Consider the following 16,078-nt stretch of genomic DNA (forward strand, 5'->3'; position numbering starts at 1 on the left):
GGTGTGTCACGTCGGTGTGTCACAAGGGCGTAGCGCGGCAACTTTTGCAATGAAAGCAATATCTTCGACTGTTAGCGGTAACTGCCGATGTTAGCCCAAAGCGTCGCGGGCGAGGGGGTGACGCAGGGTCAGAGGAGGCGGCGCCACCCGGGGCCGACATGCCGCCCCGTGTCCGGGACGCAGGCATGAGGGCACCATTCAGGACGACGTGGCCCGGGTTGCGCGCCGTCGTCCCGCTGGCGGCTGCACCCGACCGGGACCATGTGTCGCCTTGTGTGCGGACCCGGTCCGGCACAGGGTCGGCGCGGTCGCGGCGATGGGGGACGGCACGGATGCAGCACGATTTTGGACCTGCCGGTCCCGCCGCAGGCTGCGCTGATTGCCCGCTATCGTCACCTGAAACAGGTGACGCTGCCATCGCTGGCGGAGGTGCGCCGGTGGCCGGTCCGCCACGATCACTGCTTTCAGCGGATCGTGCTGGACACGATCTGCGGCGGTGTCTGGTATGACCGGATTGCACGCCCCGCCTACAGGCATCTGACTGCGGCTGAGGCCTGCTCGGCCATCGCACTGTGCGAGGCGATCATCGCGGACCACGTCGATCTGGCAGAGCTGAACACCCGGTCACTGATCTGGCGCAGCACACGGGCTGCGCACCCGAGGGCGAACCCTCAGACCCGTGGAAGATAGAGGTAGCGGTCGTCGAACCCTGCGATCTGGACCAGCGCCGCCCGATCCGTCACGACGAGGACACCCTTGGCATAGGTGCAGGACCCCGCCTCTCGCAGATCGCGCAGGATGCGGTTGACGTGCACGCTGCTGAGACCGCAGGCGTCGCCGATGTGGCGCTGCGACAGATCGAGCCGGTAGGACTCCGCACGCCCCACAGCGAGGTCCAGTCGCGTGATGAGTTCGACGAACAGATGCGCCACGCGCTGCAGGGCGCGCATGGTGCCGTTGCGCAGGGACCACTGCCGGTGGATCGCCGCATCGACGAGGGTCAGGGACCAGAGCCGCCGGGTGAGGTCCTGATCCGCGGCCATGATCGCGGACAGGCGGTGATGCGGGATCGCGGCCAACGTCACGTCGGTGATCGCGACGATGTCATGGTCCAGCACGCCGAGGGGATAGGCATGCAGATCGACGAAGTCGCCGGGCACCTGCAGTGCCACGAGGTAGTGTTTCGCGACCCGCTGCCGCCCCGACAGGATGCGACGCCCGACGAGGCCCCGTTCCAGCACCAGACTGTGCGACAATGGCACGCCGCGGTCGCTGATGACCTCGCCGGCCGTATGGACCCGCCGTTCGTCGAATTCCTGTGACGTGATCTTCCACTGTTGCGGCGACAGGTGGCGCAGCATGCCGATGCGATCCGGCGGTGCGATCCTGTCAGGCATGGACGACCTGACGCGGGGGAGGTGCGACATCCAGTTCGATCGGCGGGAACGTCACGTCGGGCACGTCGTGTCGTCCGGCCCCTGCAATGGCCGCCGCATACTGGTCTTCGTAGCCGTCGATCATGTGGCGCAGGGTGTAGTGCGCCAGCACACGCGCGTGCGGGATCGCGGGGTCGATGGTCAGCGCCCGCAGAAGGGCGGTGGCCAGATCCTGCGGCCGATCCTGCGCGGCATAGATTCCGGCGTGACCGATGATCTCTTGCGCTGCACCGTTGCCGATGGCGGCGACGGGCAGGCCTGTCGCCATCGCCTCGATCGCGGCAAGGCCGAACGGTTCTTCCCAGCAGGGCGTGAACAGAAGCACCGAGGCGCGGCCATAGGCGGCGGCCAGATCGTGCCCCTGCAGATGGCCGCCATACCTGATCGCCTCGCCCAACAGGGGCGCGATGTCACGGTCGAAGTAACCCTGATCCTCGATCGTGCCATAGATCGTCAACGCCACCCCGGCGAGGGCGGCAGCCCGTGCGGCCAGATGGGTGCCCTTGTTGGGTGTGATGCGTCCGGCCCAGACCGCCGACCCGTCGCCGCCGGGGACATAGGGCCAGTCCGACGGGTCGATCCCGTTGTGGACGACCGCAGCCTCTGGCGGCGAGCCGTCGGGCCACCAGATCTGCAACTGCCGGTGCGACGTCACGGTAAACCGCGCCCAGGGGGCCGCACTTTCGTGCACCGCGCGGCGCAGCGCATCGAAGGGGGGGATGTGCAGCGACGTGACCATCGGCAGGCGGTGGACCCGCGCCAGACGTGGCGGATAGCGGTGCAGCGCGTTGTTGTGGATCACGTCGAAATTGCCGTCGACCAGCGCCCGCGCCGCGCGGGCGAAACCCGCATCGACATGGGCGTTCAGCACGTCGGTGCCGTGAAAGTCATGCCACGGAAAGCAACGGTCGTAATGTTCCGGCAGGATCGGAAACAGCTTTGCGCCAGCGGGCAAGGCCGCGGCGCTGTCGCCGCTGGCGAAGAGGGTGACGTCGTGGCCCGCCGCGACGAGTGCCGCGGTCAGGTGCCACGAATGCGCCTCCATCCCGCCCATGAAGGGGGGCGCTATGGGGTGGCGGACATGGGAGACGACGGCGATCCGCATCATTCGGCCGCGACAGTGTTCGCAGTTGCGGTCGGTGCCAGCAGGTCGTCCTGATCCTTCTCCATCACGGCAAGGCGCGCGGCCATCGGGGCGTCCGATGGGGGCAGCCCCTCCTGCGCGCGGGCGCGGTCCTCGAGGATGCGGATCACGCGCCCGGTCGCGGCATAGGGCATGTCGCGGCCCTGACGGCACAGGGCGAAATCGTCGGCGTCGGGTTCGCGCAGGATGCGCAGCCCGGTGCGGCAATTCTCGATCAGGCCCATCATGCGGAAGGCATGCAGCCAGTGTTCCATCGTGCGGTGGCCCCACTTGGTCGCGAACAGCTCGCTGTTGCGGATGACCGAGGCGACGTGGTGGATCGGCGGCATGCAGTGATCGTGATACTGGTGGAATACCCGTGCGCCGCGGATCCACCAGATGGGGATGCCCATTTCGGACAGCGTGCGACCGAAATCCGTATCCTCGCCGCCATAACCGGTGAAGCGTTCGTCGAAACCCCCCGACGCATCCCATGCGGTGCGCGACATCGCAAAGTTCAGCGACCAGAAGCAGCGGTAGTCCTCGCAGGCGCGACGCGCCTCCTCCGGCGGGCCCTGACGGTCGGAATGGCGCACCGCGATCTGATGGAACGTGTCGTAATCCCAGTCGGCGTCGGCGGCCCCGGCGGGCAGATACATGACTTCGCCCATGAACAGGCCGGGCGCCTCTGCCATCTGGCGGGCATAGTCGTCGACCAGCCGGGGGGCGGGAATGCAATCGACGTCGAGGAAGATCAGCATCTCGCCGGTAGCCTCGGCGGCGACGGCGTTGCGCGCGCGCGCCAGCGGCAGGTCGGTGCCGTCGATCATGATCTGGCGGATCGGAAACGTCGTGTCCGGCAGGTCGTCATAGGGCGCGTCCTGCATGACGCCGATGACCAGTTCATCGGGCTGGCGGGTTTGGCGTGTCAGGCCCAGCACGACGTTGTGCAGATGCGTGGCACGACCGCGCGCCAGCGTCAGGACGGACACGGGGGCTGTGACGGAGGGACAGGTCATGTGCATGGTGATGCTCCTAGATGTCGGCCAGCGCATCGGCGTGGCTGATGGGTTGCAGCGGGGCTGGGTCGCGGGACCACAGCCGCGCGATGAGGGATTCGAGCCAGTCCGCTGTCGTCGCGGCGGCGTCGGGGTCGGTGCAGGCCTGCTGGCGCGCGGGATCGTGGCCGTCCCGTGCGGCCCGGATCGCCGCACGCCACTGCTGGACGGAAGATGGCAGACCCGGCACCGCATGGGCGACGCCGGCCCGGTGCAGGACGCGGGCCTTTTCGACCTGTTCGTCGAAATACCGCCATTCGGGCACCGCGACCCACGGTTTGCCAGCCGCAAGGATCTGTTGGCAGGTGGTGTTCCCGGTCGACGCCACGATGCAGTCGGCGGCCGCGATATGGTCGCCGGTCCCGTCCACCCAGCCATCGTGGCGCAGGTTCGCGGGTTCCGTCGCATGCCAGTCCCGCGCAATCTGTCCGACCGTCAGCCACTGGCTGTCGGGCAGCGCCCGCGCACCGACGGCGAGGGGGGCAGACGGAAAGCCGGTCCCGCCCCCGCCCGACAGGACCAGCACTACGTCGCGGTCCGGCGCAAGGCGCATCCGCGCGCGTGCGGCGGCACGGGCGGGCAGGGCGGTGGCGACGCCGAGCCCGCCGGCGAAATGCGTCTTGGCCCGCATCGACGCGTCCCAGTCGTCCTGCGCCAGACTGGCCGCCGACGGGACCAGAAGGCCCGCTGCGCCGTCATACGCGGCGCGGTGTGCCGGGTCGGTGCGCGTGCCGTGCTGCAGCACCTTCACATGCGGCACCGAACAGATCCGGGCGAGCTGCGCCACTTCGGCTGAGACGTCGCAGATCATCAGCGCCGGATTGGCGGTCATGAACCACTGCGCCATCGTGGCCATCGCCGTGCGGATGCCCGGCCAGCCCAAAGGCGCGCAATGCAGGGTATCGGGCTGTGCGGTGAAATCGGTCACGGCCTCGTCGCCCGTCGCCTCGAACAGCGAGGGGATCAGCCTGATCTCGACCCCGCTGCGCAGGGGCGGAAAGATATCGTCGCGGGCGCAGAAGATGGTCACGGGCCGCTGGGGCGGCAAGGCGTTGACGATCGCGGCACAGCGTTCCGCATGACCCCGCCCCTGATGATGGACGAAATAGCCGATGGGGGCCGCAGTGCCCGGTGTGCGGACGGTGATGTTCATGACGCCACCCGCAGATGTGGTCGATCCTGCACAGGGGCCAAGCGCGCGGGCGATCTGCGCGCTGGTATCGCATCTTCTGACGCAAGCCCGAAGGCGGCCAGCCCCTCCAACACGCCGGCGGCGTGGTTGGCCGTGGCATGGTAGAGGTGCGGCACGTCGCGCAGCATCGCGATTTCCGGCAGGGCATTGCCGACGACGATGCCGCGACCGCAGGCGAGCAGCATGTCCACGTCGTTGCCGCTGTCGCCCGCCGCGATCACATCGGTCATGCGCAAACCGACGCTGCGCGCCAAATGCCGCAGCGCCTGCCCCTTGCCGCCCGCCACCGGCAGCACGTCGATCAGGCGACCATGCGACCCGATCACCCGCGCCTGAACTCCGGCTGTGCCGAGGGTCTGCCGGAGACGGTCCGCATCCGCAGCGGTGCCGAAACAGCCGAACTTCCACCGTCGCTGTTCGATTCCCGGCTGCAGGGCGATGCCCGTGGAGGCGATGCAATCGCGCACCGCATCCGGCGTCCAGTCCGCGTCCAGCAGCGCGGCGTAATCGGCATCCAGCACCCATGCGTCTTGCGCATCGCGCCGATGGATTTCCGTGCCGACGGCGGTGACGAAGACATCGGGCTGCGGCAGACGCCAGTCACGCAGGATGCGCCGCGCCTCGACGATGGACCGGCCCGTTGCCACGGCGAACATGCCGCCGCGTCTGGCATGCCACCGGGCAAAGGCTGCTGTGGCAGCGGCGGACCCCGTCAGCGTGTGATCGATATCGCACCCCAGCAGCCAAACCGGATGGGACACGCCGCTGGCGGGTTGGATCAGATCGCTGCAGATCGCGGTGACATGGTCGGCCCAGACCGACCAGTCAAACGTGCCGATGGTGCGCCGGGCGGCCTCGGCGTGACGTGTCCAGGCGGCGGGGTCGTCCAACAGGTGCAGGACCGTCGCCGCGACGGCGGCACCTTCCGTCGGATCGACGGTCACGCCATGCCCGGTCTGCGACAGGATATCCACCGGCCCGCCGCGATCCCCCGCCACCACCGGCAGGCCGTGGCTCGCCGCTTCCAGCAGGGTCAGGCCGAAGGGTTCGTGCAGCGCGAGGTTGACGAAGACGCCCCGCGTCCGCTGTGCCAAGGCATAGAGCGCGGCCACGTCCGCCGGGGTGTGACGCGCCGGCAGGGCGACGCGACCGGCCAGCCCCGGGGCCTGCAGGATCGCCTGCAGGTCGGTCCAGACCGCCGCCGTCTCGGCCTCTTCCACCACGTCCGGTCCGTGCTGCCCCGCGAGGATGACAAGGTTGGCCCGTGTCTGCAGGGCGGGACTGTCCGCATAGATCCTCGCGAGATTCTGCAGGTTCTTGCGCAGCACGGGCCTTGCGATGGCGAGGATCATCGGTTTGCCGGGATCGTCCAGCAGCCCTGCCAGCAGTCGCAGTGCCGCATCGGGCGTGGCCGTCACGGCACTGGCCGATGCGACGCCGGGCCAGATCCGATGCACCTTGCCATCGACCTGCAGGCCATAGGCGCAGACCTGACGCTCCGCCTCGTCGCGGGACGACACGACGATGGCGTCCGCCGCCTGCATCGCGGCGCCTTCCTGCGCGATCCTGCCGCACAGCAACGGACCCGCGTCGCCCGCCAGATGGAGCCGCTTGTCGATGCCCAGCGAATGGGGGGTATAGATGAACGGAATGCCAAAGCGGGCCTTGGCCGCGTAGGCCATTGCCGCCGCATCGGCGAAATGCGCATGGATGACGTCGGGGCGCAGCGCCGGGTCTGCCAACAGAGCAAGGAATGCGCGCGTCAGCGCGGGTAGTTCCGCGGCCAGTGCTTCCTTGGCCAGATAGGCGCGGTTGTCGGTCTGCAACCGCCGGATCGTCAGGTCGGGTCCCACGGCCTGCACCAACCGCGCATGGTCGGCACCGAGCGTCGGATCGTCGAAGGCGCGTGTCACGATCGTGACGGATGTCACGTCGTCGCGCGCGGCTTGCGCCCGAGCGGCCCCCAGCACATACGCGATATGCCCACCGGTGTCTTCGGTCAGACCATATTTGACGTGCGGTGCCGTCAGGCAGCCACCCAGTGCCAGATGCAGAATGTTCATGTATGATCCTCGATTGTGGGGATAACGTCCCCCTCCCCCTCCCCGGTTCCGCAGGGTGCCGGGCGGGCGTGGGGTGAGGCGGTCGGGACCGGATTGCCGCCCGACGCCGGGCAGGACATTCAAGGGGTTGCGCCCCTCCGGGGGAAAGTTCCGTTGATAATTGTTAAGCAGGAGGAACGGTGAATGCGGCATGGTCCCGATTACCGATACGTCTTTGTCGGCGGGCTGCACCGGTCCGGCACCAGTCTGACCGCGCGGCTGATCGCGGCGATGCCCGGCGCAGGTGCGATCCGGACCGCGCCCGTGCCCGAAAACGAGGGAGTCTATCTGCAGGGCGCGATCCCGCATCACGCGCAAAGCGGGGTTCCCATGGCATTCGCCACGGATCCGGCGCAGCACCTGACCGAAGATCACCCCCTGAACCGGCTGGAGACGCGGCAGCGGTTGGAGGCCGACTGGACGCCGTGGTATCCGCACGACTGCCGCTGGCGGCTGGAGAAATCGCCGGTGAACCTGACCCGGATGCGCCTGTTGCAGCAGCTGTTTCCGATGGCCCATTTCGTCGTCGTGCTGCGCCACCCGGAGGCGGTGGCCGCCGCTGTCGCGAAATGGGTGGACCAGCCGTCGCAGGCCCTGATCGACCACTGGCTGGCCGCCCATGACCAGTTGGCCGGCGATCTGCCCTATCTGCATGCGGTGACGGTGATCCGGTACGAGGATCTGACGCGCGACCCGGCGCGAATGCAGCGCGGGCTTGCGGCGTTCCTCGACCTGACGGCGCCGTCCGCACTGGAGGAGGTGATTGCAGACCGCAACGATCTGTATGCCGGTGCCTGCCGGTTGTCCGCGCCGCAGGCCGCCCGTGCCTCGGCGTGGGGGTATGGTCCGGACGGGGCCGTGGACCGCGGCTGGCACGCACCTGTCCAGCATCCCCTGCGCGACGTGCGCGAGGCTGCGGTGCGGGCGTGGAGCGCGGAATAGGGCACACGGCGGTGAACAAACTATGCCCGTCGCGCATTGTGCCGCAAAGGAGCCCAGCCATGTCATATGACCACAACAAGATCGCGATCGTCATCGGCGGCAGCGCCGGCGTCGGGCGTGCCATCGTCGATACCCTGCTGCGGGACGGCTATGCCGTCGGTGTCGTCGCGCGCGGGACCGCGCGGCTGGACGATCTGGCCCGCAAGACCGGTGTCGCCGTGGCCACCGCCGACGCAGGCGACGCCGCTGCGCTCGACGCTGCGGCATCCGAACTGGTCGGCAGGCTGGGCGTGCCGGGCGTCTGGGTCAACTGCGCCATGGCGACCAGCTTTTCGCCTTTCATGGAGATGTCGCCGGACGAGTTCGAGCGGATCATGCGCACCACCTTCCTCGGACAGGTGAACGGCACGCGGGCCGCCCTGCGGCACATGTCGCGCGGCCGGATCGTGAACATCGGCTCGGGCCTCGCCTATCGGTCGGTGCCGCTGCAGTCGGCCTATTGCGCGGCCAAGCACGCGATCAACGGCTTCACGTCCTCGGTCCGGTCGGAACTGATCGCGGCGGACAGCAAGGTCACCATGTCGCTCGTGCAGCTGCCCGCGATGAACACGCCGCAATTCGACTGGGCGCGCAGCCGCCTGCCGATGAAGCCGCAGCCCGCGCCGCCGATCTATGCCCCCCAGGTCGCCGCCGACGCGGTGATGCAAGCCATCCGCACAGGCGCGCGAGAGCTGTTCGTCGGCAAATCCGTGCTGAAGCTGATCTTCGGGCAATTCCTGCTGCCGGATTATCTGGACAAGCGGCTGGCCGATGACGGCATCAGCGGGCAGTTGTCGGATCAACGGCAGCCGGGCGACCGGGCGGGCAATTTGTTCGAGCCGACGGCCTATCCGTCCAGCGCCGAAGGATCGTTCGGCGAGGCACAGTCGGACCGCGCGGTCACCGTGGATGGCGACGTCGCGCGCAAGGTCGCCTTCCTCGGCCTGCCTGCACTGGCCTTTGTCGCAGGTGTGCTGCTGGCGCGGCGACGCTGAGCGCGCGTCATAGCGTCCGGTGACCGGCCCCTTTTGTGCGGTATGACAGGTCATGGGTGCTGCATCGCGGCTTCCAGCGCCGCGATGTGGGGGGTCAGATCGGTGGCGCGCAGCCGGTCCTGCGGCGCCACATGCAACGGCCAGGGGCCCAGCGTGCCCTGCGCTGCCGCCGCGATCAGCGCCTGCGATGGCGGCAGGGCGTCGTCGATCAGGTAATCGGTGCGCAAGGCCCGCGCCCGCAGCGCGGCGGCCATGCCGTCCTGCGCGCGACCGTCCAGACGGCAGGACGCCGCGACACGCACGTCATCCGCATGCCACACGGGCAGACCAGCCGCCTTGAACCGGCGCACCAGATCGCGATCCTCTCCGGTGGCCAGATCGCCGAATTCGCCTGCCGTGCGATAGGCGGCGGCCTGCATCGCAAGGCTGGCCCCCGCGGCATGGCCGTGATCGCCCGCAAGGCCGCAGGGGCCGGGGCGATGCATCCGGTAGAATGCCATGACCAGGGCCTCGTATCGCCCTTCCATCCGCGCGGGGCCGTGGTCCATGTCGTCCAGCACGTGCAGTTCGTGCGGCATCGGATCGACCCGCCCGCAGACCATCGCTGCGCTGCGCAGATGGTGCAGGTTGCGCGCGGCCCAGTCGGGCGCCACGACGCAGTCCGCATCGGTGGACAGCAGCGCAGCGGCCTCTGGATATAGGTCGAGCGCGCGAGCGCAGCCCAGCCGGCGTGCAGTGCCGACCCCCTGTCCTGTGCCCAGCGTGACCGTCAGCAGTTCGAGGTGCAGGCCCGCTGCATCGGCCGTGGCCCATGCCACATCGGCTGTCCGGTCGGTGCAGCCGTTCGCCACGACGACAACGGCCAGCCCCGGCACATCCTGCACCGCAAGTGCTGCAAGGCAGTCCGCGATGCGGTCCGCCTCGTTGCGGGCGGGGATGACGACGACCAAGGTGGCGGTCATGCCGGGTCACCGCCGACAGTGCCCCGGTCGATGCGGTAGAGGGCGGTCGCCGCGACCTCCCTCAGCCGCAGCGCCGGGGCCGCCGCGGTACGGAATAGGTCCAGCGCCGCGTGCCCCTGCAACGCCTGCGCCGTATCGCCGAGGTAGGTGACGCAGACCACCTCTGCCCCCGGCGCCTGCGCGACGAGGTCGCCCGCCAGACGGGCGATGGTGTCTGGCGTCAGGAAATACAGCACCTCCGACAGCACGACCAGATCGGGCCGCGTGATCGGCAAGGCGCAGGGATAGACCCCGGTGACGAAGGTGGCGCCGGGCACCCGGTTGCGCGCCGCGACGACCGCGCGGTCGATGGCGTCCATCCCGACATAGGCGTCGCACAGCGGCGCCAGATGCTGCGCCAATGCGCCGTTGCCGCATCCGACCTCGAGCGCGGTGGGGTAGTGCGGGCGCGTCAGGGCGGCCCGTGTTGCGGCGAACTTGCCCTGTTCATACGGGCTGTGGTCGAAGTTCCACGGATCGTCCGTCTGCGCATACAGGGCGGTCAGGTGCGTCAGGACATCGGTCATGGGACGGCTTTCCAGTAGAGTTCGGGGGCGGTCGCGAAGGCCTCCTGAAAGGTGTCGGACATGCAGAACCCGTCGGGATCGTCCGTAACGATCAGCCCGCGCTGGCTGCGGTGGGCGGCGATGGCTGCCCGCTTCGCCGCGACGAATGGCGCGGGGTCGAGGGCGGTCGGGTGCCGGCCTGCCACTTTGTCCAACAGGTCGGGATCGTCCCAGCGGCTCCACACCGGGTAGTCGAAAAGGGTCAGGTGCGGCAGGGCTAGCACGACGCGCCGCGCGATGGCTGCCGTGTGGCGGTGATCCTCGTGATGATCCTCCGGCGCCGGCGCGAACAGGTGCCGCGCGCCGACGCGCGTACACAGATCGGCCAGGTCCGCGACGATGGCAGCCCGGTCCTGCAGCCCGAGCCAGCCGTCCGGGTGGCCCAGCCACGTAATGTCCTGCGGGCCACCGCCCAGCAGGGCCACCGCCTGCGACAATTCCTGCCGTCGCAGGCGAGACAGCCGGTCGGCGGGCCAGTCGCGCGAGGCGGGGTGCGACCCGCTGCCGTCGGTCATGCACACGACATGCGCGCCCTGCGTGGCGAAGGCGTGGGCCAGCAGCGCGCCGCAGCCGAGGCTTTCGTCGTCGGGATGCGGGGCCAGCACCACGATGGGGGCGCCGCCTGTCAGGCTCTCTGCCGCAATGCGGGGCAGTCCCGCGACCGGATCGTTCCTCACAGGTACGTCCACAGGTCGTCTCCTTCCGCGAAGCACGCGGCGCCGACGCGGGTCTGCAACGCATCGCGCGCCGCCTGCCGCAGATAGACGGACAGGTCGCGGGCCTTGCGCCCCGTTACGGACCCCGCCTCGAAATGCGGCAGGCCGATGGACTGTTCGACGGTGCGGATCGCGTCCAGTGCGATGCCTTCGGTCGCGAGGCGCGCGGCGGCGGACAGGATCGGCGCGCGGTCTGCGGCGTCGGGCGCATCGGGCACCGCCGCCAGCGCCGCGCGCGTGACCAGCGCCGACGCCGCCATCGCCGCGATGACGGCGGTGGCCAGCCGGTCCATCTGCGCAGGCGCCGACAGCCGCCCGCGGGTCCGCAGGACCGTGGCCGCGGCATCGAGCAGGCCGAGTGCGCCGCCGACCTGCAGCGCGGCGATCCGCCAGACGCCACCGACGAAATGCGGCTCCGTCACGTAGACGCCGGGGTCGCCCAGCCAGATCACGCAGCACAGTGCCGTGCCCTGCAGGTCGTAATGGCCCGAGGCGGTGGCCTGCATCCCCGGCATCTGCCACGGCGCGGGATCGGCGCGGCCCCAGTCCGTCGCGTCGACGATCCCCAGCCGCACCTGCGGCCCCGACGACACGGTGACGACCGCATGGGTCACGGTGCCGAGGCCGGAGGCGAAGACCTTGGACCCGTCCAGCGTCAGACCATCTGCGCCGGGTGCGACCGGGACCGCACCGTCCGCCCCCCAGACGCCGAGGATCGCCCCGTCGGCGACGAGCGCCTGCACCGCAGCGCGCGCCTGTGCGTCGCCATGTATCTGCGCGAGGTAGAGGGCATTCATGTGCCCTTCCCACAGCCGACCCACCGAGAGGTCGGCGGCCCCGATGCGCATCAGGCGGCGCGCGGTCAGGGCCGGGTCCGGCGTGCCGTCGTCGTCGAGCAGACCCACCTCGCGCAGCGCCAGCAGCGCCGGGCGGATGGGGGCCGTCCCCGCGTCGCGGGCGGCGGCGCCGTCGTCCAGCCTGCGGGCGATCTCGTGCAGGGCGGTGTCGTCCGGCGACGTCGTCATTTCGAGATCCCGCATCATGCCACCCGTTCCATTGCGGCGCCGTCCAGCAGCGCCATCCACCTGTCGCAGACCGCCGACAGGCGGAACGCGGGGTTCGCGCCCACGACCGGCCGCGCGCGACGCCAGTCCTGCAGGCGCGTCACGATCTGCGCGTCGTCGTGGCAGTCCAGCAGCTGCCCCGGCCCGACCACCTCGTCATTGGCACCCAGACCGCAATGGGCCAGCACAGGCAGACCGACCGCCTGCGCCTCTGCCATCACGAGGCCGAAGGTCTCGGCGAACCGCGTCTGGGGATAGAACAGGCACAGCGACCGCCGCATCCGCGCGATCAGCGCCGCATGCGGCATCGCGCCCAGCAGCGTGACGCCGTCCGGCACCGGGCCGGTGTCCCACGCCAGATAGCCGGGATCGGCGACGGCGAGGGTCAGCGACGGGATCGCCTGCCGTGCGGCGGTGAATCGGGCATAGACCTGCACCAGCCCCTTGTGCGGGGCGCTGGCGAACAGCAGGGCGTCCGGGTCGTGCGGCGTCGCATCGGGCGCCAGCCCGTCGGCGATGGGGTTGTGGATGTGGTCGATCGCCAGCGCCGGGCCGTGCGACAGGAAGGCCCGCAGCGTCGCCGCATGGCTGGCGGACACGCAGACCACCGCGACGCCGGCCTGCGCCAGCGCGGTCGCCATCGGGCGGTTGTGCCGCCCCGGATGGACGTGCAGCCACAGGACGATCCGCGCCGCGGGATGCGCACGGCGCAGCTTGCAGGCGACCTTCCACGCATTGATGACGACGAAGGTCCCGGCGGCGTCAGGCGCGAAGGCATCGGCGAGGGGCCGCATCAGACCCGCATCGGTCGCCACGGTGTCGGTGCGGCCACGCTGGTAATGGACCACCGGCATCCGGGTCGACAGGACGGACGTGACGCGCAGCACCGTCGCCTCCGTCCCGCCGAGACCGCCGGCCTGCAGGGCGGCCGGGGCATAGCCCCGCGCGCAGCACGGATCGACCAGCGCGAGGGATCCTGCCCCGGTCATGCGGACGCAGCCGCCGTGGTGGCGGCGCGGCGGAACGGGGTGACGGGATCGACGGACATGTCGGTCATGCGCGGACTCCTTGCAGGGTGGGGACGGCATGGCGGTGGGAACGGACGAGGGGGCGTGGCGCAGGACGAGCCGGCAGGCGCGCCGGGACGGTCATGGAACGCGATCCCGGTGCGGGGATTGCCGCGCCGCACGGGATCAAGGTCTGAACGGACACACGCGACGCACTGGGCGTCACCACAGACGAGATGGTGCGACCTGCGGTCGTGGCAAGCGCGATATGGGCGTTCGGCTGAATCCACAAAGGCCCGTTCCGAGACGGGGCACGCACGAGGCATCGCTGGCAGGACCGGCAGAAGCGGCATCACGGCTCTCCACCGGACGGGCCGGTCGCGGATCGGAACATGCCTCGCGCATCGCAGTGCCGCGGCCACGGGGGCCGCACGCTGCGCGTCACAGGACCGGCGGGCACAGGATCGCGCGCCGCCTCGCGACCTGCATGCCGGAACGCCGGAGGGGCCGCATCAAACTGCTTTGATGCGGCGGGGGCCTAGTGTTCCGGGAACCAGGAGGTGTCCATGTCGCTGTAGCGGTCGTAGAAGTCGCACATCTCCGCCAGCGCCTGCTCCTGCAGCAGTTGCAGGTGGTCGGCGCGGCGCAGGATCAGGCCTTCCTCCTCCATCCGGATGAAGGTGCGGCTAATGTAGACGTTCGTGAGCCCGAGGTAGTCGCCGATCTGGCTCTGGTTCAGGGGCAGGCGGATCGTGTCGGTCATGCTGGTGTTCGTGATCCGCAGCCGGGCGATCAGGTCGAGCAGCATGAAGGCGACCCGCTCCTGCGCCTTCATCCGGCCCATGACGCGCAGCAGGTCGATGAACACGACCTGATCGCGCAGACCGATCGACAGCATCAACGCCGACAGGCGGGGCGACGTGCTCAGGATCTCATCGAGCGACGATTTCGGGAACGGGCACAGGACCACGTCCTCTGCCGCGTGCAGTGTCGTCGTCATGTGCTTCATCGCGACGTCGGGAAAGCCGATGATGTCGCCGGGGTGGTGGATCTTGACGATTTGGCGGCGCCCGTCCGGCAGGTCGGTATAGCTGAAGAGCCACCCGCGCTTGACCACATACATGTCGCGGGCCACATCGCCGGCCTGATAGACCTCGGCCCCCGACGCAAAGGCCCGCTCGGCCTTCTCCAGCCGGGCGAGGTGGTCCTTGTGACCGTCGTCGAGCGTGATGTAGTGCGACAGCTTCGTGACGAGACAACTGGAGGATGGGGACACGTCTGACCTTTCGCGGGGTTGGGGTATCGTCGCGACGGCGCGCCTTGCGGGCCGGCGTCACACGAACGTGAGGTATAGGTCGCGGCAGCCCGGATGCAATGTCCTGCCCCGTCTGCCGGATGGACGTTCAGGGACAGCGACCGCGTTCGGGTCTCGCGGTCACCCGGCCGCGCCTGCCGCACCGACCGGCAGCCGGATCGTGAACGTGGTCAGCCCGTCGCCAGAGGCCGCCGCGATCGTGCCGCCATGCGCCTTGGCGATGGACGCTGCGATGAACAGGCCAAGGCCGAGGCCGTTGGAATCGGTCATGTGGCCCTGCCCCTGCTGGAACGGCATGAACATCGTCGCCTGCACGTCCGGCGGGATCGGCGGGCCGGCATTCGTGACCGCGATCTCGACGACCGCGTCGGTGGCGCGCCCGATCAGGTGGATCGGCGTGTCCGGCGTGCCGTAGGTCACCGCGTTGGACAGCAGGTTCGACACCGCCTGACCGATCCGCGCCGCATCGCAGGCCACCGGGCCGTCGAAGTCCACCGCGACCAGCAGCCGGTGGTCCGGCGCGGTCATGTTGAACTCGTCGGCGACCTGCGACAGGGTCTGTGCCAAGGGCGCGTGCGGGACGATGCCGATCCGGATGCCACCGACGATGCGCGAGCGGGCGTGCATGATCATGTTCTCGATCAGCTCGTGCGTGCGTTGCAGCGTCGCCCGCATCAGCGGCATGACGATGCGCCCCCGCTCGCCCAGCGGTTCGCGGTCGAGCTGCCGCAGACCGGCCTGCAGGGCGGCGACGGGATTGCGCAGATCGTGGCTGAGCACCGCGACGAAGCGTTCCTGTACCGCGAGCAGTTCCTGTCCGGCCTGCGTGCGGCCGATCTGGATCGCCAGCTGCTCCTCGACCTCCAGCCCCTGACCGATGATGTCGGCGAACATCGTCAGCATCGCCATCGCGTTCGGATCGGTGACGCTACGCGGCGCGGTGTCGATCGCGCAGAGCGTCCCGAAGAAGCTGCCGTCAGGCCGCCGGATCGGGATCGAGGCATAGCTTGCGATGCCGAACATCGCGGCGATCGAATTGCCCGCATAGATGGGATCTGTCGCCGCATCGTCGAAGACGACGGGCTGCGCCGTGTCCCTGACGGTCTGGCAGAAGGTCGATGTGATGGCGATCTCGTCACCCGCCTGCAGGCCGAAGTCGATGTCGTCGATGGTCTGGCAGGCGACCCAGCGATCCTGCGTGACGCGGGCGACGGCGGCGAACCGCATCTGCGTCGCCAGCATGATCGTGCGCAGGATCGTGTCGATCATCGGGCTGTTGGCGACGGCGGCGATGTCGCGCTGAAAATTATGCGCGCCCGCAAGATAGGCGTCATGTGTGTCCCGCGGAATCGGCGGAACCTCTGGCGTCGTCATGGCGTCACCTGCTGGACAAGAAGCGTGGATCGAAACAGATCAGGACAATATGACGCGACCCGATGAAAATTGGTACGGCAACATTATTTCATCATTGCTGACTTATCCATCTGAATCTGACGCCGCGCCGTTTGTGTAAGCGCGAAGC

The 16,078-nt window shown here is 69.3% G+C and carries 15 protein-coding genes; 3 read left to right on the forward strand and 12 right to left on the reverse strand.

Annotated features, from left to right (window positions below):
- Nucleotides 1–345 precede the first annotated feature (345 nt).
- The gene (locus BMX16_RS13290) at nucleotides 346–690 is read left to right on the forward strand and encodes a hypothetical protein (RefSeq protein ID WP_245731550.1); all 345 of its coding nucleotides are present in this window, start codon (nucleotides 346–348) and stop codon (nucleotides 688–690) included.
- Here BMX16_RS13290 and BMX16_RS13295 read toward each other — a convergent pair.
- The 5 genes from BMX16_RS13295 to BMX16_RS13315 are packed head-to-tail and all read right to left on the reverse strand — an operon-like array spanning nucleotide 672 to nucleotide 6,872.
- The gene (locus BMX16_RS13295) at nucleotides 672–1,397 is read right to left on the reverse strand and encodes a Crp/Fnr family transcriptional regulator (RefSeq protein WP_177174671.1); all 726 of its coding nucleotides are present in this window, start codon (nucleotides 1,395–1,397) and stop codon (nucleotides 672–674) included. The genes BMX16_RS13290 and BMX16_RS13295 overlap by 19 nt on opposite strands.
- Nucleotides 1,390–2,544 carry a glycosyltransferase gene (locus tag BMX16_RS13300; protein ID WP_245731553.1) on the reverse strand — a complete coding sequence of 385 codons (1,155 nt, stop codon included), beginning with the start codon at nucleotides 2,542–2,544 and terminating at the stop codon, nucleotides 1,390–1,392. Before BMX16_RS13300 ends, BMX16_RS13295 begins: the two co-directional genes overlap by 8 nt.
- Entirely contained in the window at nucleotides 2,541–3,578 is a 1,038-nt protein-coding gene (locus BMX16_RS13305) for a glycosyltransferase family 2 protein (protein ID WP_143058036.1), read from the reverse strand. Before BMX16_RS13305 ends, BMX16_RS13300 begins: the two co-directional genes overlap by 4 nt.
- A gap of 16 nt (nucleotides 3,579–3,594) precedes the next feature.
- Nucleotides 3,595–4,770: a hypothetical protein gene (locus BMX16_RS13310; protein WP_089904519.1), complete on the reverse strand. Its 1,176-nt coding sequence runs from the start codon at nucleotides 4,768–4,770 to the stop codon at nucleotides 3,595–3,597.
- Nucleotides 4,767–6,872 (reverse strand): HAD-IIB family hydrolase, encoded by a 2,106-nt coding sequence (locus BMX16_RS13315; RefSeq protein WP_089904522.1) that lies wholly within the window; start codon nucleotides 6,870–6,872, stop codon nucleotides 4,767–4,769. The genes BMX16_RS13310 and BMX16_RS13315 overlap by 4 nt, the downstream gene beginning before the upstream one ends.
- A gap of 183 nt (nucleotides 6,873–7,055) precedes the next feature.
- Between BMX16_RS13315 and BMX16_RS13320 the strand changes: the two genes are divergently transcribed.
- Together BMX16_RS13320 and BMX16_RS13325 are read left to right on the forward strand one after the other, a co-directional pair.
- Nucleotides 7,056–7,853, forward strand: a complete 798-nt coding sequence (locus tag BMX16_RS13320; protein ID WP_089904525.1) for a sulfotransferase family protein — start codon at nucleotides 7,056–7,058, stop codon at nucleotides 7,851–7,853.
- Between the two features lie 59 nt (nucleotides 7,854–7,912).
- Nucleotides 7,913–8,887: an SDR family oxidoreductase gene (locus BMX16_RS13325; protein ID WP_089904528.1), complete on the forward strand. Its 975-nt coding sequence runs from the start codon at nucleotides 7,913–7,915 to the stop codon at nucleotides 8,885–8,887.
- Between the two features lie 50 nt (nucleotides 8,888–8,937).
- On the opposite strand, the gene BMX16_RS13330 is transcribed toward BMX16_RS13325, so the two are convergent.
- The 7 genes from BMX16_RS13330 to BMX16_RS13360 form a co-directional block, all read right to left on the reverse strand.
- Nucleotides 8,938–9,849: a glycosyltransferase family 2 protein gene (locus tag BMX16_RS13330; RefSeq protein ID WP_089904531.1), complete on the reverse strand. Its 912-nt coding sequence runs from the start codon at nucleotides 9,847–9,849 to the stop codon at nucleotides 8,938–8,940.
- Nucleotides 9,846–10,415, reverse strand: a complete 570-nt coding sequence (locus tag BMX16_RS13335) for an SAM-dependent methyltransferase (protein ID WP_089904533.1) — start codon at nucleotides 10,413–10,415, stop codon at nucleotides 9,846–9,848. Before BMX16_RS13335 ends, BMX16_RS13330 begins: the two co-directional genes overlap by 4 nt.
- Entirely contained in the window at nucleotides 10,412–11,143 is a 732-nt protein-coding gene (locus tag BMX16_RS13340) for a PIG-L deacetylase family protein (RefSeq protein WP_245731555.1), read from the reverse strand. The genes BMX16_RS13335 and BMX16_RS13340 overlap by 4 nt, the downstream gene beginning before the upstream one ends.
- Nucleotides 11,128–12,213, reverse strand: coding sequence for an acyl-CoA/acyl-ACP dehydrogenase (locus tag BMX16_RS13345; protein WP_089904535.1), 1,086 nt, complete (start codon nucleotides 12,211–12,213; stop codon nucleotides 11,128–11,130). The genes BMX16_RS13340 and BMX16_RS13345 overlap by 16 nt, the downstream gene beginning before the upstream one ends.
- Entirely contained in the window at nucleotides 12,210–13,223 is a 1,014-nt protein-coding gene (locus BMX16_RS13350; protein WP_177174672.1) for a glycosyltransferase, read from the reverse strand. Before BMX16_RS13350 ends, BMX16_RS13345 begins: the two co-directional genes overlap by 4 nt.
- A 556-nt stretch (nucleotides 13,224–13,779) precedes the next feature.
- Nucleotides 13,780–14,517 carry a Crp/Fnr family transcriptional regulator gene (locus BMX16_RS13355; protein WP_089904540.1) on the reverse strand — a complete coding sequence of 246 codons (738 nt, stop codon included), beginning with the start codon at nucleotides 14,515–14,517 and terminating at the stop codon, nucleotides 13,780–13,782.
- Between the two features lie 159 nt (nucleotides 14,518–14,676).
- Nucleotides 14,677–15,930: a GAF domain-containing sensor histidine kinase gene (locus BMX16_RS13360; protein ID WP_089904543.1), complete on the reverse strand. Its 1,254-nt coding sequence runs from the start codon at nucleotides 15,928–15,930 to the stop codon at nucleotides 14,677–14,679.
- Nucleotides 15,931–16,078: the final 148 nt, after the last annotated feature.

This window comes from Loktanella fryxellensis, assembly GCF_900110065.1.
Taxonomy (GTDB): Bacteria; Pseudomonadota; Alphaproteobacteria; order Rhodobacterales; family Rhodobacteraceae; genus Loktanella; species Loktanella fryxellensis.